This is a genomic window from Pseudoalteromonas rubra (assembly GCF_005887095.1).
Lineage (GTDB): Bacteria > Pseudomonadota > Gammaproteobacteria > Enterobacterales > Alteromonadaceae > Pseudoalteromonas > Pseudoalteromonas rubra_E.
This window is the reverse complement of sequence record NZ_PNCI01000059.1, coordinates 24,785-46,856: the sequence shown is the minus strand read 5'-3', so window position 1 is coordinate 46,856 and position 22,072 is coordinate 24,785. Positions and strand designations below refer to the sequence as shown.

At 48.8% G+C, this 22,072-nt stretch carries 22 protein-coding genes; 5 read left to right on the top strand and 17 right to left on the bottom strand.

Annotated features, from left to right (window positions below; translation table 11 throughout):
* From gspM to gspC, 11 genes are all read right to left on the bottom strand, one after another.
* Complete coding sequence (gene gspM / locus CWB99_RS21015) at positions 1 to 477, bottom strand: type II secretion system protein GspM (protein WP_138551730.1); 477 nt, start codon at positions 475 to 477, stop codon at positions 1 to 3.
* Complete coding sequence (gene gspL, locus CWB99_RS21010; protein ID WP_138551729.1) at positions 474 to 1,682, bottom strand: type II secretion system protein GspL; 1,209 nt, start codon at positions 1,680 to 1,682, stop codon at positions 474 to 476. Before gspL ends, gspM begins: the two co-directional genes overlap by 4 nt.
* Complete coding sequence (gspK, locus tag CWB99_RS21005; protein WP_138551745.1) at positions 1,682 to 2,683, bottom strand: type II secretion system minor pseudopilin GspK; 1,002 nt, start codon at positions 2,681 to 2,683, stop codon at positions 1,682 to 1,684. Before gspK ends, gspL begins: the two co-directional genes overlap by 1 nt.
* A complete protein-coding gene (gene gspJ / locus CWB99_RS21000; protein ID WP_138551728.1) occupies positions 2,664 to 3,368 on the bottom strand; it encodes a type II secretion system minor pseudopilin GspJ in 705 nt (234 codons plus the stop codon). The genes gspK and gspJ overlap by 20 nt, the downstream gene beginning before the upstream one ends.
* A complete protein-coding gene (gene gspI / locus CWB99_RS20995; protein WP_138551727.1) occupies positions 3,368 to 3,763 on the bottom strand; it encodes a type II secretion system minor pseudopilin GspI in 396 nt (131 codons plus the stop codon). Before gspI ends, gspJ begins: the two co-directional genes overlap by 1 nt.
* A complete protein-coding gene (locus CWB99_RS20990) occupies positions 3,760 to 4,383 on the bottom strand; it encodes a type II secretion system protein (RefSeq protein ID WP_171045416.1) in 624 nt (207 codons plus the stop codon). Before CWB99_RS20990 ends, gspI begins: the two co-directional genes overlap by 4 nt.
* Before the next feature lie 5 nt (positions 4,384 to 4,388).
* Complete coding sequence (gene gspG, locus CWB99_RS20985; protein ID WP_054017544.1) at positions 4,389 to 4,814, bottom strand: type II secretion system major pseudopilin GspG; 426 nt, start codon at positions 4,812 to 4,814, stop codon at positions 4,389 to 4,391.
* A gap of 72 nt (positions 4,815 to 4,886) precedes the next feature.
* Complete coding sequence (gene gspF / locus CWB99_RS20980; RefSeq protein WP_138551726.1) at positions 4,887 to 6,113, bottom strand: type II secretion system inner membrane protein GspF; 1,227 nt, start codon at positions 6,111 to 6,113, stop codon at positions 4,887 to 4,889.
* Positions 6,113 to 7,600 (bottom strand): type II secretion system ATPase GspE, encoded by a 1,488-nt coding sequence (gene gspE / locus CWB99_RS20975; RefSeq protein WP_128064772.1) that lies wholly within the window; start codon positions 7,598 to 7,600, stop codon positions 6,113 to 6,115. Before gspE ends, gspF begins: the two co-directional genes overlap by 1 nt.
* 58 nt (positions 7,601 to 7,658) lie before the next feature.
* Positions 7,659 to 9,719, bottom strand: coding sequence for a type II secretion system secretin GspD (gene gspD, locus CWB99_RS20970; RefSeq protein ID WP_138551725.1), 2,061 nt, complete (start codon positions 9,717 to 9,719; stop codon positions 7,659 to 7,661).
* Positions 9,720 to 9,747: 28 nt separating this feature from the next.
* A complete protein-coding gene (gene gspC, locus CWB99_RS20965; RefSeq protein WP_138551724.1) occupies positions 9,748 to 10,644 on the bottom strand; it encodes a type II secretion system protein GspC in 897 nt (298 codons plus the stop codon).
* 241 nt (positions 10,645 to 10,885) lie between these two features.
* Between gspC and hslR the strand changes: the two genes are divergently transcribed.
* The 3 genes from hslR (at position 10,886) to CWB99_RS20950 (ending at position 13,951) form a co-directional block, all read left to right on the top strand.
* A complete protein-coding gene (gene hslR / locus CWB99_RS20960) occupies positions 10,886 to 11,296 on the top strand; it encodes a ribosome-associated heat shock protein Hsp15 (RefSeq protein WP_138551723.1) in 411 nt (136 codons plus the stop codon).
* An 11-nt stretch (positions 11,297 to 11,307) separates the two neighbouring features.
* Positions 11,308 to 12,153: an Hsp33 family molecular chaperone HslO gene (hslO, locus tag CWB99_RS20955; RefSeq protein ID WP_138551722.1), complete on the top strand. Its 846-nt coding sequence runs from the start codon at positions 11,308 to 11,310 to the stop codon at positions 12,151 to 12,153.
* Between the two features lie 259 nt (positions 12,154 to 12,412).
* Positions 12,413 to 13,951 (top strand): phosphoenolpyruvate carboxykinase, encoded by a 1,539-nt coding sequence (locus CWB99_RS20950; RefSeq protein WP_125721725.1) that lies wholly within the window; start codon positions 12,413 to 12,415, stop codon positions 13,949 to 13,951.
* Positions 13,952 to 14,048: 97 nt separating this feature from the next.
* Here CWB99_RS20950 and CWB99_RS20945 read toward each other — a convergent pair whose 3' ends face one another.
* The 3 genes from CWB99_RS20945 to ompR are packed head-to-tail and all read right to left on the bottom strand — an operon-like array spanning position 14,049 to position 16,815.
* Positions 14,049 to 14,753 (bottom strand): hypothetical protein, encoded by a 705-nt coding sequence (locus tag CWB99_RS20945; protein ID WP_249332028.1) that lies wholly within the window; start codon positions 14,751 to 14,753, stop codon positions 14,049 to 14,051.
* Entirely contained in the window at positions 14,746 to 16,095 is a 1,350-nt protein-coding gene (gene envZ / locus CWB99_RS20940) for a two-component system sensor histidine kinase EnvZ (RefSeq protein WP_138551721.1), read from the bottom strand. The genes CWB99_RS20945 and envZ overlap by 8 nt, the downstream gene beginning before the upstream one ends.
* Positions 16,096 to 16,815: an osmolarity response regulator transcription factor OmpR gene (gene ompR, locus CWB99_RS20935; RefSeq protein ID WP_054017535.1), complete on the bottom strand. Its 720-nt coding sequence runs from the start codon at positions 16,813 to 16,815 to the stop codon at positions 16,096 to 16,098.
* 209 nt (positions 16,816 to 17,024) lie between these two features.
* Between ompR and greB the strand changes: the two genes are divergently transcribed.
* Both greB and CWB99_RS20925 read left to right on the top strand, forming a co-directional pair.
* Positions 17,025 to 17,498: a transcription elongation factor GreB gene (gene greB / locus CWB99_RS20930; RefSeq protein ID WP_046007056.1), complete on the top strand. Its 474-nt coding sequence runs from the start codon at positions 17,025 to 17,027 to the stop codon at positions 17,496 to 17,498.
* An 85-nt stretch (positions 17,499 to 17,583) separates the two neighbouring features.
* Positions 17,584 to 19,920, top strand: coding sequence for a Tex family protein (locus CWB99_RS20925; RefSeq protein ID WP_138551720.1), 2,337 nt, complete (start codon positions 17,584 to 17,586; stop codon positions 19,918 to 19,920).
* Positions 19,921 to 19,994: 74 nt separating this feature from the next.
* Here the strand turns inward: CWB99_RS20925 and CWB99_RS20920 are convergent, their stop codons facing one another.
* The 3 genes from CWB99_RS20920 to bioH form a co-directional block, all read right to left on the bottom strand.
* The gene (locus CWB99_RS20920) at positions 19,995 to 20,897 is read right to left on the bottom strand and encodes a putative metalloprotease CJM1_0395 family protein (RefSeq protein ID WP_138551719.1); all 903 of its coding nucleotides are present in this window, start codon (positions 20,895 to 20,897) and stop codon (positions 19,995 to 19,997) included.
* Positions 20,897 to 21,205 carry a hypothetical protein gene (locus CWB99_RS20915; RefSeq protein ID WP_046007059.1) on the bottom strand — a complete coding sequence of 103 codons (309 nt, stop codon included), beginning with the start codon at positions 21,203 to 21,205 and terminating at the stop codon, positions 20,897 to 20,899. Before CWB99_RS20915 ends, CWB99_RS20920 begins: the two co-directional genes overlap by 1 nt.
* A gap of 103 nt (positions 21,206 to 21,308) precedes the next feature.
* Positions 21,309 to 22,046, bottom strand: coding sequence for a pimeloyl-ACP methyl ester esterase BioH (gene bioH, locus CWB99_RS20910; RefSeq protein WP_138551718.1), 738 nt, complete (start codon positions 22,044 to 22,046; stop codon positions 21,309 to 21,311).
* Positions 22,047 to 22,072: the final 26 nt, after the last annotated feature.

Sequence of the window (22,072 nt, the reverse complement as noted above, 5' to 3'; positions counted from 1 at the left end):
TTATTTCTCTAATACCAGACGACTAACTCGAACATATCCGGGGGCGTCTTCTTTGCCCAAATCCAGGTTAGCCACTTTAACACCATGCTGATTGGTCAACTCGTCCAGCCAGGCAATCAATTGGTTAAACTCTACATTATCGATATTCACACGTAGTGAGTTATCGCTGGGTTGCATTTTGCTGATGGCAATTTTATATCTACCGCGAGTACGGTTGACCAGCTGAGTCAAGTTCACATTGCCCGCAGAAGCGCGACTTGAACTCTGACTTTTCAATTGCGTCACACTTTTGCTTACCCAGGAAACCAATGCCTGTTGTTTATCAACTTCTTTTTCTGCTTTTTCAACCGCATTGTTCAACGGGCGAATTATCCCCATTACCAATACAAATACGCAGAACACAACCCCAGCAACAATCAGTAACTTTTGCTCCTGTTCTTTGAGGGACTGCCAATAATTGATCACTTGCTGTTTCATGCTGCACCTCGAATGCGGATCTCACCGATCACGTAATCGCCATCATTATTAAGGGCACCTTGCTGTACTGTCATACCACGCTGCTCGAGGATACTCTTCACCTGACCAAATACCTGGAAGCCATTTGCTTTAGCACGGATCCTTAATTCATTACGGCGTTGATCATAACGCAAGGTCTCAGGTTCAAAATTTTTCACCTCGTCAAAAACCGTCACAAAGTGGTTTGTCAGCTCCAGAAATCCGCCTTGCTGTTCACCAGATAAACTGTTCAGCTCATTCTGGATCTGTTTCTTTAACAGGTGTGGGCGTACGACTTTATTCGGAAATGCCTGCTTGTAACTCGCAACAGCCTGAGCACTGAGTTCATCGGCCTGATTCTGTAGCAAGAGAAGCTGAGTCGATTTGACTGCAATAAAACACACTAATGCGACCGAGGCCGCAATCAAGCCACTGCGCCAGTCACGCCACCATTGGGGCTGCTTCTTCTTCGCGGCAAATTTACCCTGACGTAGATTAAACGCTTCATGTTCCAGCTGCTTGGCGAACAGCGCAAGGGGTAAGTCATACTCACTTTCCATTGCTTCTAATGTCTTTTCAGACTCCAGTGCCTCACCCGGGCTAAAATGCTGTATGCGCTCAGCAGGCAATAAGCTCAGATAACCCGCCAGCCAGTCCGGTTCAACACCGCTTACCTGCCATTCAGCTGTGCGGAACAACCACTGTGTACCCAGCTCAATGGCACTGACAGCACTTTCCGCTGGTACTGGTAGCAATAACGCATCAGGTATCAAACGCTGCACACTGATATCAAAGTCATCGAATAACGCCATCCAGCCGGTAAGCCAGGTTTTGTCACACAGGGCAACATCTATGGTGTGCTGCTCATCACGCTGACCCGCTTTGCCGACCGCAATAAAGGCCTTATCGATGTCACAGGCAATTTGCTCTTCCAGCATAAAGGGCAGAGCCTGCTCCAGCTTCCTGTTCCATTTTGCCGGTAAATCAATCGTTTTTAACTGCACGCTAGAGGCAGGCAGCAACACGGCAACCGAGCGGCTTTGTGCTTTTTCGCTTAGCTCACCGAGCAGTCCGGCATGTTCCAGCTCACCGCTGGCAATGATCTGCGCATCTTGCGCCGACCAGACCAACCAATGAACCGGCTCTTGTTGTGAGTGACCCACACGGATCATCAATTTTTCTGACACTAAACGCCTCCAAATTTACGCGCTAGGATGCTCGCCCGACCCTCTTTTATTTCGATTATTGAGGTCAGGCGAAACAAACGCTCATCGAACTGAGCCTTTGCTCGTAACTTAAAATAATTGCTTGAAATAGTAAAAATTTTCTCGTTCTTTTGCTTATCTGAAGCACCTTGATTCGCAGCTTCAGCGTAAAATTCCTGAATCGAGTCAAAGCCTTTTTCCGGTCGTGCAGAAATAATCGCCTCCGCACCAGACTGACTCAACCCGTCCATCAACGCACTCAGTAACAACGCTTGCTCAGGCTGTATCGTATTGACGTTAATAGCCAGCTCAGTGTTACCTGGAATAACACACACATAGGGCAATAGCTTTTCCATCACCAGCGGATTAAATCCTTTGATGATCCTCAGCTCACTAACCGATGCAAACAAGTTATTCGCCGTCAGATACGGTGTTCTGAGTGACATATATTCATCTTCTTCTGCCCCAGAGCGGAACGTGATGCTGTCATCATCCAGCCAGTCATACACGCTGTCTGCCATCGCCTCTTCGCTTTCTTCACTTGGCAAGTCTTCGATGTTCTTTAACAGCTCAAGCAGCGCTTTATGTGCCGGGTTTGTGTCATTTCGGCCACCGCTATTTTTTTGCGGTTTATTGCGTAACGCATTGAGGTTTAAACATGCCTGCAAATCGGTGATCTGCCCGCTTAATGTGCCATGGTCGACCGGATAGGGCACTTCTTCCAGTGCCCAGGGCTGGCCTAGATGCACTTTATCTGGCTCATCTTTTCGACTGTCCAGTAAGACCTTCTTTACTAACTCTTCTGCGCCGTAGCTATACCACTTTGCCTGTTGGTGGGTTTGCAGATTGGTCGCTTTTTGCACCTGAACCATCAGGTTCATGGTCATTTCCGTCGCAATCGTCGCCGCCAGAGCCACAATGAATAAAACAATGACTAACGCTGCACCACGTTGAGATCTCACGCTAGCCCCTCCTTTGTCCATCATCATTCTTATCGCCGCTATTATTGTTCCCGTTGCGATTATCATCATCGCTGCTGGCCTGCTTAACCTTACCGTCCCCGGGGGTTAAGAAAATACGCCTGATAGGCTCTGCATCTTTTTGTTGCACTGTGACGGCGACTGCCAACGGCAGGGCTTTAATATCCCAGTTATTTTGCCACTTTTGCTTGTCGTCAAGGAATTCAAACTTGAGTTCCTCTACATTTTCAAGGATCACCTGGCTACGGGGCTCTGTACCGTCCAGCTGATCAACATAAATTCGATAAATACGCTCCAGGTTGTCATCTACAACCCGGTACCCGACAGCCTGCAACTCAGAGCGTGGAAGCAGACTGATGGGGTTCGTCCAGCCGTCCCGAACAAAGGCAATACCATCGTACTGGCTGTTTAAATTATAACGACCATGAAGAATGTAAGTTGGGCTGAAGTCTCCGGCCTCATTACGCACCTCTCGCTTGGTCATCTGATTGAAATCCTGGTCCATCAAACGAAACATCGTCTGTAAAGACTCCAGCTCGGCCACAGTTTCCTCGGATGCCTCTTTCGCTCTGAGTGTGGTATCAAGGATCTGATGTGTTGCCGTCACCACCATGGCGAGAATAGCCAGTGCCAGTAATACTTCAATCAGGGTGAATCCACCTTGCCGGGCAGTGTTCTGCAACTGCATTACCGCTTCCCTTTCTTGTAGATAAAGGTGGTCAGGTCATACACCGAGTGTTCACGTTTTTCATCAGAAAAGACTTCAATCGTGACCTTTACAAAAGTCGGATCTGCTGTTGCAAGAGTGGACTGAGACCAATACCAGGTAACCCCCCCCATTTCCTCGTCGCCCTTAAGGCCATTTCTGACAGCCCCTTCTTTGGCACCTGCACGCATCATGACGAGGCGGTTTTCTGCAACCCAGGATGCGTAAGCCTGCTGCTCCAGCGTACCAATGTGGTTAATGTGCTCACCCGTTGCCTGCATCGCAGCAATACCGGCAACAGCACAAATACTGAGCGCCACCATTACCTCAAGCAGTGTAAAACCTGCCTGTCTAGTTCTTGCAATCAGACCGTTCATGAGTCTTCCGGCTCCTTGCGTAAATTCACCGGCGCCATAAACTCGCCCTCAATAAAATACACGGGCTCGCTTTGTTCCTCTAGCTCCAGGCTGACCTGAAACGCACTCACTTCGCCTGACGAGAGCAGCAATACCTGAGGGATTTTTAATTTCTTAAGTTCCAGTAAGCTTTCTTCGTCACCGGAGCCCATCAGCTCACGCCAGTTCGCCTGCTCCAGCATATTATCTTGTGCCCAGGCGAGATCTTCGGTAGTGAGTTCAATTTTATACTCATCCGGATAGTCTATGGCCTGGTAAAGTTCTTCCGCATCAAATGTGGCCCACTTCTCACCATCAAACACCAGAAACTCAAGCTTTTTCTTGTCCAGATGAAAGCCCAGCTCAATTTGGTTTAGAATAGCGAATTCAGAGGCCATGTTAATCACACTGTGCAGTCGAAGCGCTTCGCGCTCCAGTTCTTCTTCCATATCATCTGACAAGGTGTAAGTGACCAGATTGACTGAAAAGCCAATGATCACCAGTACCATCAGAATTTCGATAAGGCTGAACCCGGCCTGACGACCGAACTTCGGCGAGTGTGCTTGTTGCACACTCGGCTGAACGTCTACTGCTGTGCGCATAAGAATTAACGGTCTTCTTCGCTGTCCCAGTTACCCAGGTCGTCATCTGTACCAACTTCACCATCTGGTCCCATAGAGAAGATGTCGATCTTACCCATCTCACCCGGGCTAACCAGCTGATAAGGGTTACCCCATGGGTCTTCAGGCAATTTAGAAATGAAGCCGCCCTCAGGGAAACGCTTAGGCACCGGATCAATGGTGGTTTGTGTCACCAGCGCTTCCAAACCTTGCTCTGTAGTTGGGTATTTTTTGTTTTTAAGCTTATACATTTTCATTGCGTCTTCAATCTGACGAATGTCCAGCATCGCTTTTTCTTTCGCTGCTTCTTCTTGCTGACCCATGATGTTAGGTGCCACGATTGACATAATCATACCGATGATCACCAGAACCACCATGACTTCTAATAATGAGAAACCGGATTGTTTATTCACGTTATTTACCTCAATGCTGTTGGCGCATGGCAAAAAGCCAAGACGCTGATGTTGTATATGCAATTAATTTGACTACAGACCAATTGCTTTGTTCATCGCCATGATTGGCTGTAGGATAGCCATTACGATAAACAGCACGATAACAGCCATGCTTGCAATCATGGCGGGTTCGAGCAGTTTTAACGAAACGCTGACCATACTTTCGAATTCCCTGTCCTGGTTGTTGGCGGCACGCTCAAGCATTTGCTCCAGTTCACCGGACTTTTCACCACTTGCAATCATATGAAGCATCATGGGCGGAAATAGCTTTGTTTGTGCCAGTGCAGCCCGCAGGCTTGCACCTTCACTCACATGAGTTGCCGCATCTGTGACAGCGGCTTTGATTTTTTCATTTTCGAGTACCTGGCCAGAGATTTTCATACCCTCTAACAATGGCACCGAGCTTGAAGACAAAATACTTAAAGTACGGGCAAAACGGGCCGTGTTAATGCCTCGGCTGATTTTGCCAATGCCGGGAAGCTGCAAAAGCTTAGCGTCGTACCAAAAACGGACTTTGGGCCTTTTCAGGGCTTGTTTGCTCAAAAACACACTGCCAAATATCACCACCAGTGAAATCATCCAGTACGCCTGAACGAAATTACTGGCAGCCATTACCCACTCAGTAGTCCAGGGCAGTACCTGCTTGGACTTTTCGAAGGTTTTAAGGATTTTCGGTACCACGGTGCCCAACAAAACCGAGACGATGGCAATAGCAAAAATCACCAGAATGGTTGGATACACCATCGCCTGAGTGATCTGGCTGCGCATGTGCTGTCGCTGTTCGGTGTAATCCGCCAGGCGATTCAGTACCTGATCCAAATGACCAGACTTTTCGCCCGCCGCGACCATAGCACGATAAAGATTATCAAAGACATGCGGAAACTCAGACATACCATCGGCCAGCGTGTAACCTTCCACCACCTTGGAACGCACAGCCATCAGCATACGTTTCAGGCGCGGCTTTTCACATTGCTCAGCAACGGCCATTACCGCCGCTTCTACTGGGAGAGAGGACTGTATCAGGGTTGCGAGCTGGCGCGTGATAAGGGCGATATCGGATACCGAAGGCTTGTAACCTCGCGTTAAGGTAAAGCCGCCTGAGCTGGCCGACTTTTCCTTTTCCGCAGCCGGAGACACCTCCAGCGGCATCATGGCTTTTTCGCGCAACATCTGGCGGACCTGTTTGGCGGTGTCCGCCTCCAGAATGCCTTTTTTCTCTTTTCCTTTGCCATCTAAAGCACGATACTCAAACGCAGCCATTAGCCTTCCTCACGGGTGACCCGCATCACCTCTTCCAGCGTCGTCTGGCCTTTTAGTACCCGCGCACACCCATCCTGACGAATACTCGGACTGAAAGTACGAATGTACTTTTCTACCGACTGCTCACCTTTACCGTTGTGGATCAGCTCACGAATATGCTCGTCTACTATCAGTAGTTCATGAATACCGGTTCGACCCTTGTAGCCATTGAAATTACATTCTTCACACCCTACTGCACGATAAATGGTCGTTTGCGACCCTTTCTCAACACCTAATAGTTCACACTCGCGATCGTCCGCCAGATGGGCTTCTTTACAGTTAGGGCATAAGGTTCGTACCAGTCGTTGTGACAGTACACCTAACAGTGATGAAGACAACAGGAAAGGTTCAACACCCATATCTTCCATCCGGGTAATCGCACCCGAGGCCGTGTTCGTGTGCAGCGTTGACATTACTAAGTGACCAGTCAGAGATGCCTGAACACCGATTTGTGCAGTTTCCAGATCCCGGATTTCACCGACCATCACCACATCGGGATCCTGACGCAAAATAGCGCGCAGACCACGGGCGAAGGTCATATCTACTTTCGGGTTAACCTGAGTCTGGCCAATCCCCGGAATTTCATATTCAATGGGATCTTCTACGGTCAGTATGTTGCGATCGCGGGAGTTGATCTGCGTCATACCTGCGTACAAAGTGGTACTTTTACCAGAACCCGTCGGGCCGGTAACCAGAATTATACCGTGTGGCTTGGCGATGATCTCAGCAAACAGCTCACGGTTGCGCTCTGTCATACCCAAGTCTTCCAGATTCAGGCGTGCATTGTTCTTATCTAACAGACGCAATACAACACGCTCGCCAAAGCTTGATGGCATGGTCGATACCCGCACATCAACCGCACGGCCTGCAATTCGCAGACTGATACGGCCATCTTGCGGCACCCGTTTTTCAGCGATGTCGAGCTTAGCCATTACTTTGATACGTGACACCAGCAATGAAGACAACTTACGATTCGGCTTGAGGACTTCTTTTAGCACACCATCCACCCTGAAGCGGATCACCAGTTCCTGCTCGAAGGTTTCGATGTGAATATCCGACGCGCCCTCTTTGATCGCTTCACTGAGCATGGCATTGATTAATTTAATGATCGGTGCATCATCATCAGCTGCCAGCAGATCTTCCGTTTGTGGCATTTCTTCAGCTAATGAGAACAAGTCAACTTCGTTTCCGATGTCTTCCATCATTTGCTGTGTTTCAGAGCTGTCGCGCTGATAAGACGCTTCCAGTAGCAGTTCAAACTTATCGTCATCCAGCTGCTCTAGGGTAAAGCCAGCCTGGGCAATACGACGCACTTCGAGCAGTGCATCCAGCGAGGGCTGACCTTTGTAGTAAACTTTCAATCCGTCTGGCTGTTGACTCAGCAACAGGCTCTGACGTCTGGCATAGGCAAAGGGCAAACGCACATGCGACGCAGCTTCTGGTTCCATTGCCTCGTCCAGCGCAAGCGCCGTCTCATCATGGCCGTCAATCAGTTCCTGTACCGCCTCAGTCATTGTTCTTCTCGTTTTGCTCGTTCAGAAACTCTTCGTACGTTGGCGGTAGCACCATCGCATCGTCCCACTGCGGCAGAATTGGCGCATCCTGTAACGGCATCAGATCAATACCATCTTCACGCTGCTTAGTCTGCTCACTACGGATAAACTTGTACTTAGCATGGCTCAGTTCGTTCATACTGCGGCTGTCACGAACAATCGTCGGACGAATAAATACCAACAGGTTACGCTTACGCTTGGTCGTGTTGGTTGACTTGAACAAATGTCCCAGGAATGGAATATCACCCAACAATGGTACTTTAGAAACACTTTCCTGTACGTCTTCGTCAATCAGACCACCCAGGATGACCATGCCGCCGTCATCAGCAATTACGGTCGTGTTGATAGCGCGTTTATTCACTGAGATATCAACCGCAGTTGCTCCACTGACGCTGGAAACTTCCTGCTCAATGGTCAGCTGAACCGCTGTACCGTCATTAATTTGTGGGGTGACTTTCAGTTTTACACCCACTTCCTGACGGTCAACTGTCTGGAATGGATTCGAGTTATTCTCACTGGCAGTTGAGCCGGTAATAATAGGCACTTCCTGACCAACAATCATGGACGCTTCTTCATTGTCCATGGTTGTAATAGAAGGTGTTGCAAGGATATTCGAGTTGGTATCGGTTGATACCGCCTGGATGATCGCGCCCCAGTCGTTTTTCACAACGCCCATTGCCAGACCATTGATGCCGCCCAGCAAGGAACCCAGCCCGCCTAAATCACCTTCAACGGTTTCGTTGTATTCGGTTATCTTAGTCGGATCTTCTGTACCAGCCTGAGTACGAACAACCGTCTTATCACGAGCCTGCTCAGCCGCCACGGCCAGTGCCCCAACCGGCACGGTGGTGCCATTATTGAACTGCAACATGCCGCCTTTTTCGGTGATCCATTGCAGGCCAAAGTTGATACCATCGCCTTCCTGTACTTCTACGACAATGGCTTCAACCAGAACCTGAGCACGACGCACATCCAGTTTTTCGATGACGCTGGCCAGTGAACGCATGGTATCCGGCTGTGCCGTGATCACCAGTGAGTTAGAATCTTCATGCGCTTCAATGCTGGTCTCATTCTGATTGCTACGAGAGCGAGTTTTACTGCCGCCCTGCGCTTCTTCCTGCAGGGTTTTACTCACCCCTTGCAGCACTTTAACCAGCTCTTCAGCCTTCGCATAATCAAGATAGAAAACCTGGGTATTACCCTGGTTTTCCAACTCTTCATCCAGGCGCTTAATTAATTCAATCGCGCGAGTACGGGCTTGCACTTCACCACTGACCACGACGCTGTTAGTACGGTTATCTGAAACGATCTTAGGTATTAAAAACTGTGGCACCTGATTTTTACCACCGTCTTTATAAATTTTTTCGACGACCTGAACGACATCATCGGCCGTTGCATGCTTCAGGCGAACTATATCAACTCGCTGGTCACCGGCCTGGTCCACCGACTTGATAATGCTAACTAACCGATTTACCGAGGCAGCATGACCTGTCAGCATCATTACGTTGGCTGAGTTAAAGTTGGTGACGTGACCGCCATCTTTTTGGTCACTGAACTGCCGAATAAGTGGACCCAGCTCTTGCACGCTGACGTTCTTAACCTCAACAACCCGAGTGATCATCACATCGCCGTTATCAATGTCACCGTCACCCACTAAAGGTACGTTGGCTTTTTTACCATCTGAGCTACGCACAACTTTGAGCACCCCAGTTTCCATCTCTACGACTGCATAGCCATATACTTCCAGTACGTTGAGGAAAAACTGATAGTACAGCGCTTCGTCCATCAGCTCATAGCTGCGGACATTAATATTACCCCGAACGTTAGGGTCGATGATGATGGTCTTGTTGAGGTTTTTACTGATGATATTAATGAATTCGTTAATATCAGTGCCTTTAAAGTTGGCCGCATACTCAACCGCAGAAACAGACAAGGACAATCCAGCCGCAAATAACAGAGCTGCATACTTAGCTAACCCTTTTTTGATTTTTGTGAGGTGTAGCTTTCTACCCATGATTTTTATAACTCCAAAATTATAGTCTTTACAGGCTAAATTGCACATCGACAGTCTGGCCGTCACGTTCAATCGTGATATTGGCATCAGTACTATTTCTCAGCTCATTCATTGCTGACATAGCCTGTTTCATATCCGTGAGTTGGAAGCCATTTATAGCAATGGCGAGATCGTTATTTTTAAGCCCCATCTTCTTAAACAGTTCGGGGTCTTTGCCCGGACGTAAGCGATAGCCAACCAACTGGCCATTACGTCGCTCAGGCGAAATACGAATGTAGTCGAACAATTTGCCCGGCTCGGCCAGCAACTCATCACGGCGCTGTTTTAGCTCTTCACGGGCTTTGTCACTGATCTGTTTTGGCTGGTTGCGGTTAGCAGTGCGACGAGATTGTACCGGCGTGGCAACCTGACGACTAAACTCAATACCGTCCAGCATCAGGGTTTCAAACCGGCCACTGACGTCGAGAATGACTCGATCAGGCAGTACCTGAGCCAGTTTTGCACGCGTTCCCTTGATGGGGTCCTGCACCACATAGGTTTCCTGGCGACCCTGAGATTCAATAATAGCAAGACCCGCTGCATCATCCTGGCTAACCGCCACGATGCCGGTCAGACGCACATTCAATTGCGTTTCAGGCGCATCAGAAATCACTGGCTTGGGCGCTTCAACAACAGGTTTTTCGTTTGCCTTGCCAAATATGTTGTGGCCAAGAATGGTTTGACTGCTTACCGCAGCTGAAGTTTGCGCGTACATCTGAGATTGGGTGGGCAAAGGCTGAGTCTGAGGGACAGGCCAGAGCAGCCAAAATAACTTAGCACAAAGAAATGCGATATACACAACAGCCAAATACACCACCAGGCGGCTAAGCTTCGCATGGGGTAAGTCATGTATTAATTTTTGCAACTGTTGTAGCTGTAATTCCATATGTCATATTCTTATTCTGTTGAGCGCCTCAGTGTACCGCCTCGAATTCGATTCAACAAGCACGCGTATATGAAACTTTAAAGTAAATAGGTACAACTTAGGATACCTACCTGAACACAGTATTAACAGTGCTTGTGGCTGAGATATAACCACATCAGAGCGTGTCCAGATGCTTTTTTTGCCTCATCAAATGTGTTAAATTTCACCGATTAAATTAGCTTTGGGCATTAGTTAACGAATTGTGACAAAAGTCAATCAAGAAAACAACCTAAGCGAAGTGAAAGTACGCCTGGACAAATGGCTCTGGGCGGCACGCTTTTATAAAACTCGTACCATAGCCCGAGAAATGATCCAGGGTGGCAAGGTACACTACAACGGCCAGCGCTGTAAACCCAGCCGAATGGTTGATGTTGGTGCGGTGATAAAGTTGGCACAGGGCTTCGATGAGAAGGAGATCACCGTGCTGAAGTTAATGGAAAAGCGCCAGAGTGCGCCTATCGCTCAGACACTCTATGAGGAGTCCGCAGCCAGCCTTGAAAAACGGGCGCAAAACGCCATAGCGCGCAAAAACAATAGCTTTTTTGCTCCGCGCCCCGAGCATAAACCGGATAAAAAGCAGCGTCGCGAACTGCTTAAATTGAAATCTAGCTAGGATCTGAATTGATGCAACAAGATTTACTTCATCGATATATTTTCGATCAACTCGATGTACGTGGTGAGCTCGTACAAATTGAACACACCTTTAATGACATTATCAGCGGTCATGACTACCCAAAGGAAGTACAAACCCTGTTGGGCGAGCTACTACTTGCGTCCAGCCTGCTGACCGCCACATTAAAGTTTGAAGGCGACATCACAGTGCAATTGCAGGGAGATGGGCCGGTCAAATATGCTGCCATCAATGGTGACCACAAACAAAATATGCGTGGCATTGCCCGAGTGCAAGGTGAGGTTGCAGGTAGCAGTGTTCAGGATCTGATGGGCAAAGGCTATATGGTGATCACCATTACTCCTGATAAGGGCGAGCGCTATCAGGGCGTGGTACCGCTAAGTGGCGAGACCCTGGCTGCCTGCCTGGAAGACTACTTTGTTCAGTCTGAACAATTAAAAACTCGCTTGTGGTTTGCCACCGATGTCAGTGGTGAGCGCGCTAAAGCAGCCGGACTGTTTTTACAGGTGCTGCCGGTAGACAAAGCCAAATCGGAACAAGATTTTGCCCATCTGGAAGCACTCAGCAACACCATTAAAGATGAGGAACTGCTCGAGCTTGACGCGCAAACAGTGCTGACACGCTTATATCACGAAGATAACCCACAACTATTCGAACCTCAGGCGATTAATTTTGTCTGTGGGTGTAGCCGCGATAAAACCATCAGCGCTTTGGTTAACATTGGTCGTGATGCGTTACTTGATGACGTTAAAAAGCAGGGCGAGATCAATATTAGCTGTCATTACTGCCTGAAAAATTACCGGTTTGAGGAGCAAGATATTAAGGCAATTTTTAATTAGCCAGGCTACTTTTATCAAACCGGAGACAAGCCGCCATTTTGGCGGCTTTTTTGTCGCTAAAAATTGATACCGGTGTCATTTTAAGGTCTCATTTCATGACACCGGTATCATTGAAATTATTCGATTTTTTTGACAAATTTATGGCGTTTTACCTAGTTTCAGGGCTCGAATATCTGAATTTCATCTGTTACTATGATTTCAGCTTTTGGTGAAACTTCTCCAGAGCTATCCCGTTCAATTCTCACATTTAGGTATAAACATGACTTCAAGCGCTACTCGTTTTGTCGATTTAACTGCAGCTGAACTTGTCGAACACGCCATCCGCCGTGGTGAAGGGACTTTGGCCGCAAATGGAGCTTTTGTAGCAAAAACTGGCCGCCGCACAGGGCGTTCACCTAACGACCGTTTTATCGTTAAAGAGCCAAGCACAGAAAATGACATCCAATGGGGTAACGTTAACCGCCCATTCGATGCAGACAAATTCAACGCGCTGTGGGCCCGTGTAGAAGCACACGTGAACAGCAACGACCACTTCGTCTCTCACCTTGAAGTGGGTTCAGATCCTGAACACTATCTACCCGTTGTTGTAACAACAGAAACAGCCTGGCACCATATTTTTGCCAAGAACATGTTTATCGAGCCTGAAAAATATAATGCAGCTGATTTGCCCCAATGGCAGGTGATGAATGTACCCTCTTTCGTTTGCGACCCAGAGCGCGACGGAACAAACAGTGACGGTACGGTTATCATCAACTTTGCAGAGCGCAAAGTGCTTATCGCAGGTATGCATTACGCCGGTGAAATGAAAAAGTCTATGTTCTCTGTACAGAACTTCCTGTTACCAGCGAAGGGCGTACTGCCAATGCACTGTAGTGCAAACGTAGGCGAAGCAGGCGACACCACATTATTCTTCGGTTTGTCTGGCACAGGTAAAACAACCTTGTCGGCTGATCCTAAACGCTTCCTGATCGGTGATGACGAGCACGGCTGGGCACCTGGCAGTGTTTTCAACATTGAAGGCGGTTGTTACGCAAAATGTATCGACCTGTCGCAAAAGAACGAGCCAGTTATCTGGAACGCAATCAAGTTCGGCACCATCCTTGAAAACGTGGTACTGGACGAAGCACGCGTACCTGACTTCAATGACACCAGCCTGACGCAAAACACCCGTGCAGCTTACCCGCTTGAGCACGTTGAAAAGCGTAAAGTAGAAAACCGTGCTGGTGAGCCTCGTGCAGTCGTCTTCCTGACGTGTGACGTGAGCGGTGTACTGCCTCCAGTGTCTATTCTGTCTGAAGAAGCAGCAGCTTATCACTTCCTGAGCGGTTATACGGCCAAAGTGGGCTCAACAGAAATTGGTTCTACGTCAGACATCGAGTCAACCTTCTCGACTTGTTTCGGCGCACCTTTCTTCCCACGCCCTGCCGGCGTTTATGCTGAGCTTCTGATGAAGCGTGTACGTGAGTTCAACTCAAAAGTTTACCTGGTTAACACTGGCTGGACTGGCGGTCCTTACGGCATTGGTAAGCGTTTCGATATCCCAACCACACGTGCTGTGATTGATGCTATCGTTAACGACACACTGGAAGGCGTAGAAACACAACACATTGACGCGCTAAACCTGGACGTACCAGTTGCTGTACCAGGCGTAGACAGCAAACTGCTTAACCCAATCAACACTTGGGAAGACAAAGCAAAATATGCTGAGTATGCGTCTAAGCTGGCTGCAGATTTCGAAGCGAACTTCGCAAAATACGATGTCTCTGAAGCCATCAAATCAGCAGGTCCTCGCGGCTAAGCTGATTTAGAATCAGATTCCTTTATCAAAAGCGCCCCTCGTTGGGCGTTTTTTTGTGCCTGAATTTAAGCTAGAACTGAAATCGAGTGCAGCCCGACTAAAACAGATTTTTAAGCTGCTTCCAGGCTGTGGCGAGAAGTTGTCTTAAGGTTACCGGGATCACGGCAAGTAATGCCACCCCTTCATCAAAGTTGGGGTTCACAGTACAGTAATGGGCTATTTCTGCTTTGTTACTGGCTTTAAACTGAGCCACTTCCGCAGCTGAATAACGTGTTTTTCTTCCCACCAGTTTAAGACACAACATCCCATTCACGTCACTCTCAAGCCCAGTCGGATTTAACACCTGATACAATTGAGACTCCGTCGATGAGCCTGTCGCGGTTGGATAAACTGTGGCAATGTTTTTTGCCATAGCCCGGAACATGGCAGGACTGAGCATGGTATCTGCATATATCAAAGTGCGCCAGGGCCGGCGCAGATACGCCTTGGTCACCTCAAGAATAGAAAAAGAAAAGGTGTTGTTTTTGCCGCGAAATTGCGGCAAAAAGCCGGCCGATGCGCCGATGACACAAAAGGCCTGATGGCTGTCGTCAAAAGTGAGCAAACAGTACCCTGCCAGCTCGCCCGCCTGCGTGTAATACAAGCGCAGCCGCCGAATAATGGGCCCGTCTTGCTCAAAGTAGTAAGCAAAATAGGCCTCGGGCTCTATTCCCTCAAAGCACTGCCCAATGATACTAAGCAGCTGAGCTCTGGTTACTGCACTCAAACAGCCGGGCAGATAAGATAAGTCGCGTTTATTCACTGGGCTTTGACTGCTCAGGTGCAGTATTCATGGTGCCGAATTTTTTCGCTACCGGCAGCATAACTTCGGCGCTCAGACCGCCTTCTTTACGATTGCGCAGGCGCACTTTTCCGCCGTGGGTGGACACGATCCGCTTGATAATAGCAAGGCCTAAACCACTACCTTCACTCCCTCGGGCCTGATCGCCTTGCTTAAACGGCTCAAAGAGCGATTCTAACTCCTCTTCCGGGATCCCAGGGCCGCGGTCCTTCACTTTGATAAAAACCGCTTTGTGACGAGCACTGAACTCTGTCATCACCTCTATCTTATCCTCAGAGTAGCGGATGGCATTCTCAATCATATTGGTTACCACACGCTTTAGTGCAACATGATTCATCATGACCGCGGGGATATTTGCCGTCGTTGTCAGGACGATTTCTCTTTGATGCTGTTGTTCAGCATGTACAACTTCTTCAACAACCGCATTGACATCATCCAGCACCATTTCTCCGCTGTTATGATGTCTCAGGTACTCAATAAACTGATCGATGATGGCATTCATGTCTTCAATGTCGTCGATTATTCCTTCTTTTAAATAGGCTTCCTCATCCGACATCATCTCCGTCGCTAGACGGATACGCGTCAATGGCGTTCTTAAATCATGGGATACACCCGCCATCAACAAACGTCGATCATTCTCAAGTTCTGCGATCCCTTTGGACATTTTATTAAATGCACGAGTTACTTCGATAACCTCCGTGGAACCATGTTCAATCAGACGAGTAGAAAAATCACCGACTCCAACCCGACTGGCCGCAATCTGTAAGGCCTTAAGCGGCCGATTCAGATGCCGAGCAAACAACCAGCCTCCGAGTACGCTTAAAAAGCCGATACTGGAGAGATAGAATACGAGAAATTCCATTTTTGTTTCAGAAAAACCCGTGAGGGGCACCCGCACCCAATAACCCGGTGCCTGAGGTGCTTCTACCCAGTAAACAACAGGGTCACCCTGACTGATCCGCACCCGGGCAGACCCATTAAGCTGCTCAGACATACTGCGTGATAGCAGAGTATATTCCTTTGCCTGTCCAAGCCCGCTGCGGTAGGCCTCGCGCTGAGCCATGACCTGAATGCCTGTGATCTCAAAAAACTTTTCCGATAAAGCAGAGTCGACCTCAACGCCTTCTTCCCAATCAATGAACACCGTTTTGACCTGCTTGGCGAGCATCAGGTTAACCTGCTCAAAGGTCGGCTTAAACACGTACAGGGTCACCGTAATGTAGGAAACAATCTGGTTGATCAGCAGCAGCGCACCGACAAAAAATACCGTCTGTCCAAATGCGCTGCGAGGCAGGATACTCATTTACTTCTCGCCATCTGGGACAAAAACATAACCCAGACCCCAGACAGTCTGAATATAACGGGGGTTAGAGGCATCTTCTTCTATCATTCTGCGCAAGCGCGAAACCTGAACATCAATGCTGCGCTCCAGTGCGCTGTAATCTCTGCCACGGGCCAGGTTCATCAGCTTGTCACGACTCAGTGGCTCTCTGGGGTGGCTCACCAGCGCCTTCAGCACAGCAAATTCTCCACTGGTCAGGGCGATGGTTTCATCGCCTTTTTGCATTTCCCGGGTTGCCAGATTGAGTTTGAAGGCTCCGAATTCGACTTCATTTTCTTCGACCGCTGGCGCACCAGGTACCTCTTTAGCGCGGCGGCGTAACACCGCCTTGATCCGTGCTAGTAACTCACGTGGATTAAATGGCTTTGGTAAATAATCGTCCGCCCCCAGCTCCAGGCCAATGATCCGGTCAACTTCATCTCCCTTTGCCGTCAACATGACAATGGGTATTTCATTTTCTTTTTGCCTGAGTCGACGGCAGATAGACAAACCATCCTCACCTGGCAACATGAGATCCAACACCATCAGATGAAAGTTTTCACGTTCAAGCAATCTGTCCATTTGTTCAGAATTAGCAGCACTGCGAACAATAAAGCCCTGCTCAACCAAATATCGCTCCAGCAGGCTGCGTAAACGCATATCATCGTCAACGACTAACACTTTAGTGGTTTCATTCCCCATTGGCATTCTTCTTATTTTTTCTCTAGTTGACCTAAATATAATTGAAATTAAAACGCTTAGACACCATAAACACAGAATAAGATTGTTACCGAACATTACAAGTGTTTACCTGGTTTGGCCTTACAGATTTCAAGTTTTGTGGAATTGGTATGCACCCGGATCCGGAGTACACTAAACACATGTAGTCGTTTCACCCTAGTATGCAAAAGATGAAAACCAACCTAATTACACCTGAGGGCTATCGAAAGCTTCAGCAGGAGCACGATCACTTATGGTTTGAAAAGCGCCCGGAAGTAACAAAGATCGTTAACTGGGCAGCAAGTTTAGGCGATCGCTCAGAAAACGCCGACTATACTTTTAACAAGCGCTTGCTACGCCAAATAGACCGTCGCGTCCGCTATTTACGTAAACGCCTGCCAGACTTGAAAATTGTAGAGTACTCACCGCAGCAACAAGGTAAGGTCTATTTTGGTGCCTGGGTCGAAATAGAGAATGACGATGGTGAGGTTAAGCGCTTTCGCATTGTAGGGCCAGATGAAATCTATGAGCGAAATGATTACATTTCAATCGATTCTCCCATGGCAAGAGCGCTACTCGGAAAGTCAGTTGATGAAGAATACAGTGTGAAAACCCCGCAAGGGGAAATGCTTTGGTACGTCAATAAGATCGATTACACGGCCTGACCACATCCGTTCCAGATATGATATGATGACCGCAAATGCTGGCCAAGAAATAGAGCTAGCCAATTGAACTATATAAGGATTTTGCATGAGCAATATCTCAGCCCGTTTAGCTGCTGAGCTAAACGCATCACAACAGCAAGTGGATGCTGCTACCGCACTACTGGATGAAGGTGCGACCGTTCCGTTTATTGCCCGTTACCGTAAAGAGGTAACCGGTGGCCTGGATGATACTCAGCTGCGCTTGCTTGAACAGCGCCTGGGCTATTTACGGGAATTGGAGGAACGCCGAGCTTTCATTATTAAGACCATTGATGAGCAGGGCAAACTCACCGAACAGCTTGCGTCAGAACTCAACCAGGTACAAAGTAAAACCGAACTGGAAGATTTATACTTACCCTACAAGCCTAAGCGCCGTACCAAGGGCCAGATTGCCATTGAAGCTGGGCTTGAGCCACTGGCCGATTTACTATTCAGCGATCCGGATCAAGCACCAGAACTGGCGGCTGAAGCCTATATCAATGCAGACAAAGGCATTGAGGATTGCAAAGCCGCACTGGATGGTGCCAAGTTTATCCTGATGGAGCGCTTTGCAGAAGACGCAAAATTACTCAGCAAGTTCAGAAACCAGTTAAAACAACATGGCTATTTACAGAGCCGTGTTGTTGCGGGGCAAGAAGATGCTGGCAGTAAATATCGTGACTACTTTGAACACGATGAAAAACTGGCTGGGGTCCCGTCTCACCGTGCACTCGCCATGCTCAGGGCCCGTAATGAAGGGATTCTGCAGTTGTCTATCAACCCGGAACCACAGGCAGAAGACCCCCAACAATATTGTGCTCAGATGATAGCGGACCACTACGGTCTGGATGTATCGGGCCGTGCAGCAAGTAGCTGGTTGATGACGGTTGTGCAGTGGGCCTGGAAGATCAAGCTGGCCACGCATCTTGAAAATGAAATGCTGGGTGCGACTCGGGAATTTGCTGAGCAAGGCGCCATTGATGTTTTTGCCAAAAACCTCAAAGATCTGCTGATGGCGGCCCCAGCGGGACCGCGTGTGACAATGGGGATCGATCCAGGCCTCAGAACCGGATGTAAGGTTGCCATTGTCGACAAGACGGGCAAGTTACTGGCAACCACTACAATTTACCCACATGCGCCGCAAAATCATTGGGATAAATCACTGCGCACCCTGGAACAACAGTGTCGTCAACACAAAGTGGAGCTGATTGCCATTGGCAATGGCACGGCCTCTCGCGAGACAGACAAACTAGCCGCCGAGCTGCTGAAAGCCGCCAGTGAGCTGAAGCTCACTAAAGTCATGGTCAGTGAAGCAGGCGCGTCGGTCTACTCCGCTTCGGAGTTTGCTGCCAATGAATTTCCGGATCTGGATGTCTCGTTACGTGGTGCCGTGTCGATCGCTCGCCGATTACAGGACCCACTTGCTGAACTGGTTAAAATTGAGCCTAAGTCGATTGGTGTAGGCCAGTATCAACATGATGTATCACAAAGTCAGCTGGGCCAGACACTAACGACCGTTGTAGAAGACTGCGTAAACTCGGTTGGTGTCGATGTCAACACAGCCTCAGTGCCTCTATTAACGCGTGTGTCAGGGTTAAATAAAACATTGGCCACCAACATCGTTAAATTTCGGGATACCAATGGCTCATTTAGCAACCGTAAACAGCTGAAACAGGTAGAGCGTCTGGGGCCAAAAGCGTTTGAACAGGCTGCGGGTTTCTTGCGTATTGCCAATGGTGATGACCCTCTGGATGCCTCAGCGGTTCACCCCGAGGCTTACCCTGTGGTGAAAAAAATCTGCGGTAGTAGATCACTGGATGTCACCGCACTGATAGGTAACAGTGATGTACTGGGCAAACTGGATCCTGCCGATTATGTCGATGACAAGTTTGGTGTGCCAACCATCACTGATATTCTGGGTGAACTGGACAAGCCAGGTCGCGATCCTCGCCCCGAGTTTAAAACGGCTCAGTTCAAAGCTGGGGTAGAGACCATTTCCGACCTAAAGGTTGGCATGACCCTTGAAGGCGTCGTCTCTAATGTTGCTAACTTCGGTGCCTTTGTCGATGTTGGCGTACATCAGGATGGACTCGTCCATATTTCAGCACTGACAGACAAGTTTATCTCCGATCCACGAGAAGTGGTTAAGGCAGGTGACATTGTTAAAGTTAAAGTCATTGAAGTAGACGTAGCCCGTAAGCGGATCAGCTTTACCATGCGACTAAACGATGAGATCCCGGCAAGTGCAGGACAAAAACAGAGTAAGCCCGCCGCGCAAAAGCCCGGTGGCAAGTCTCAACGAACAGCACAGCGCAAAGACACTCGGCGTGACAATCGTCGCGACAACGGCAACGCTGCAATGGGCAATGCCTTTGCTGAAGCCTTTGCCAAGCTGAAAAAGTAATTGCTGATAAACACAACGACACAGGCCCGCATAAGCGGGCCTGTGTCGTTTAACTGATTGGGCTTATTTGCTATTTAAATTACCACCGATAGCTGAGATGCTTCTTTGGGCTTGGCAACATGGCCGTAAAAGCCCTCTATTCTCAATGCCCGTGACGCTATTTCAGGATCCCTGTCGATAGGCAGCGCTACCGCAAATGGGTCTACCTCTTCTTCCAGGCGCGCAGACTCAGGTTGCTGCTCGTTTAACTCATCTTCATTCAGGCGACGAGTCTGATACCCCACAACCCGGTTGCCGTTTTCATCCGCGTCTTCACCGCTGATGGATTGTTTGGCAAGGTCAGCCTGAGCCTGTGCAATTTTGGCCGTTGCATCTGCTGCGATAGCTCTGTCTGCACCCGAAGGCTCTGCCGGCGCTAACGCTGCTGCACGAACTGTTTGCATTTTGTCTATGGTTTCACGCGGATCCCCAGTCGGCGCTACGTCTATCATCACTTCGCCGCCAACAGCGTAATTGTTGCCGTCCGGACCGCGCTGATATTCATAGCTGGGCGACCCTGCATACTGACCACCCACTCTGGCATGCGCTTCTTCGTGCAGGCGCACTTCCCGATCCCGCTCTTTCAGTTCTTGTATCTGGGCTTGCTCAGCTTCCAGTTCAGCCTGTTCACGATCGCTTAGTTCTTGCGGGTCTTGCTGATCCTGTTGATTGCCCTGCTCACCTTGTTCTCCTTCCTGACGCTCTTCAATCGTCTTACCATCTTTAAGCTGACCTGTACTGTCGTACAGGCCGGAATCATCGGCAGAAAAGGTTTTTTGTTTTTCACCGTCAGACAGCGGCTTGTTTTCCGTAAACGCAGGAGAAACCGGCGCAGGTTTAGGAATAACCTCGCGGAGCTGATTGTCACGTTGCGCCGTCTCAGTGTAGACGTTCGCCGTGTTTAGGTTCATCGCCGGGGGTGGCGTTACTATATTCATTACACTTTAATATCAATCAAAGTACCCAATACTTCGTCGGCTGTGCGAATGGTCTGCGCGTTCGCTTTGGCGTTAAATTCTGCTACTTTTAGGTCAACCACAGCTTCGTCTAACCTGGGGGGTTGTCCCACAGGCGCAGTGACGCCTTCATTACTGGATGCGCCCTGGAGTTGACGTTGCTGAGCAACCTGTTGCTCACTTTGCTGGTCCAGTGTTGCCTTGTTAATATCGGCTGCGGCTTGCTCGGCACTTTGGCGGGCAAACTCAAAACCCTGAACACCTGCATTGAGGATATCATTGACTGCCATATTTCGCCCTAAAGTTAGAAAATCTCACATTAATTATTGCTCAATTTATAGACGAAATAAAGTAAAGGCGGCAAAAAATTGCCGCTTTTTCCATTGTAGAAAACTAAAGAATTGATTTTAAATGAGTAACAAACTCATCTTTATGGGAAATAAACGGCGCGTGTGATGCTCTGGGGAAAGTAAACGCCTTAAACTGCGGATTAAGTGTAGCCATTCTCTCAATCACATCACTCGGTATCAGTGTATCGAGACGACCAAAAAAACCAAAGACAGGCTGACGGAGTGCACCTAAATAAGCGCGGTAGTCACAGCCCTGCAATGCATCCAGCCCAAGGCTGAGTGCTTTAGGGTGCGGGGCTGGTAGCAGGCTTAACAGCTGACGCAATTGTTTGATGTCATCCCGGGCATGTTCGCTGCCCATCGCCTGAATCGCGAGAAACCGCTCTATGGTTTTGGCGCTGTCATCGGCCAGTGCTTGTTTAAACCCTGCCAGTACTTTCGGTTTTATCCCAGGCCAGTCTGGTTGCTCAACGAAGAAGGGATTAGATGCCACCAGCACAAGTTTAGCGACTTTTTCCGGATATCGATGCGCCAGGTTGAGGGCCACAAGTCCACCCAACGACCAACCTACCAGCACTGAGCCATTACCCAACTGAGCTGCAATGTCATCCGCAACCTCATCTAAGGTGGAGATGTGCTCAGGAAACGCCGCACCGCCAAAGCCAGGTAAATTCACCGCACGGACAGGCAAAGCTTGTGCTTGCTGAAGCGCTTCAACGCTCAGCTGCCATACCTGTTTATTCATTCCCCAGCCGTGCAATAAGACAATTTCGCTTTGCATTAACTCACTTCCTCAACCAAACTTGT

What these genes read in the sequence shown, in the direction of transcription:
- gspM (WP_138551730.1), bottom strand. Translation starts at nt 477, where the DNA reads ATGAAACAGCAAGTGATCAATTATTGGCAGTCCCTCAAAGAACAGGAG.
- gspK (WP_138551745.1), bottom strand. Translation starts at nt 2,683, where the DNA reads ATGGACAAAGGAGGGGCTAGCGTGAGATCTCAACGTGGTGCAGCGTTA.
- gspJ (WP_138551728.1), bottom strand. Translation starts at nt 3,368, where the DNA reads ATGCAGTTGCAGAACACTGCCCGGCAAGGTGGATTCACCCTGATTGAA.
- gspI (WP_138551727.1), bottom strand. Translation starts at nt 3,763, where the DNA reads ATGAACGGTCTGATTGCAAGAACTAGACAGGCAGGTTTTACACTGCTT.
- CWB99_RS20990 (WP_171045416.1), bottom strand. Translation starts at nt 4,383, where the DNA reads ATGCGCACAGCAGTAGACGTTCAGCCGAGTGTGCAACAAGCACACTCG.
- gspF (WP_138551726.1), bottom strand. Translation starts at nt 6,113, where the DNA reads ATGGCTGCGTTTGAGTATCGTGCTTTAGATGGCAAAGGAAAAGAGAAA.
- gspE (WP_128064772.1), bottom strand. Translation starts at nt 7,600, where the DNA reads ATGGAACCAGAAGCTGCGTCGCATGTGCGTTTGCCCTTTGCCTATGCC.
- gspD (WP_138551725.1), bottom strand. Translation starts at nt 9,719, where the DNA reads ATGGGTAGAAAGCTACACCTCACAAAAATCAAAAAAGGGTTAGCTAAG.
- gspC (WP_138551724.1), bottom strand. Translation starts at nt 10,644, where the DNA reads ATGGAATTACAGCTACAACAGTTGCAAAAATTAATACATGACTTACCC.
- hslO (WP_138551722.1), top strand. Translation starts at nt 11,308, where the DNA reads ATGCAACAAGATTTACTTCATCGATATATTTTCGATCAACTCGATGTA.
- CWB99_RS20950 (WP_125721725.1), top strand. Translation starts at nt 12,413, where the DNA reads ATGACTTCAAGCGCTACTCGTTTTGTCGATTTAACTGCAGCTGAACTT.
- envZ (WP_138551721.1), bottom strand. Translation starts at nt 16,095, where the DNA reads ATGAGTATCCTGCCTCGCAGCGCATTTGGACAGACGGTATTTTTTGTC.
- ompR (WP_054017535.1), bottom strand. Translation starts at nt 16,815, where the DNA reads ATGGGGAATGAAACCACTAAAGTGTTAGTCGTTGACGATGATATGCGT.
- greB (WP_046007056.1), top strand. Translation starts at nt 17,025, where the DNA reads ATGAAAACCAACCTAATTACACCTGAGGGCTATCGAAAGCTTCAGCAG.
- CWB99_RS20925 (WP_138551720.1), top strand. Translation starts at nt 17,584, where the DNA reads ATGAGCAATATCTCAGCCCGTTTAGCTGCTGAGCTAAACGCATCACAA.
- CWB99_RS20920 (WP_138551719.1), bottom strand. Translation starts at nt 20,897, where the DNA reads ATGAATATAGTAACGCCACCCCCGGCGATGAACCTAAACACGGCGAAC.
- CWB99_RS20915 (WP_046007059.1), bottom strand. Translation starts at nt 21,205, where the DNA reads ATGGCAGTCAATGATATCCTCAATGCAGGTGTTCAGGGTTTTGAGTTT.
- bioH (WP_138551718.1), bottom strand. Translation starts at nt 22,046, where the DNA reads ATGCAAAGCGAAATTGTCTTATTGCACGGCTGGGGAATGAATAAACAG.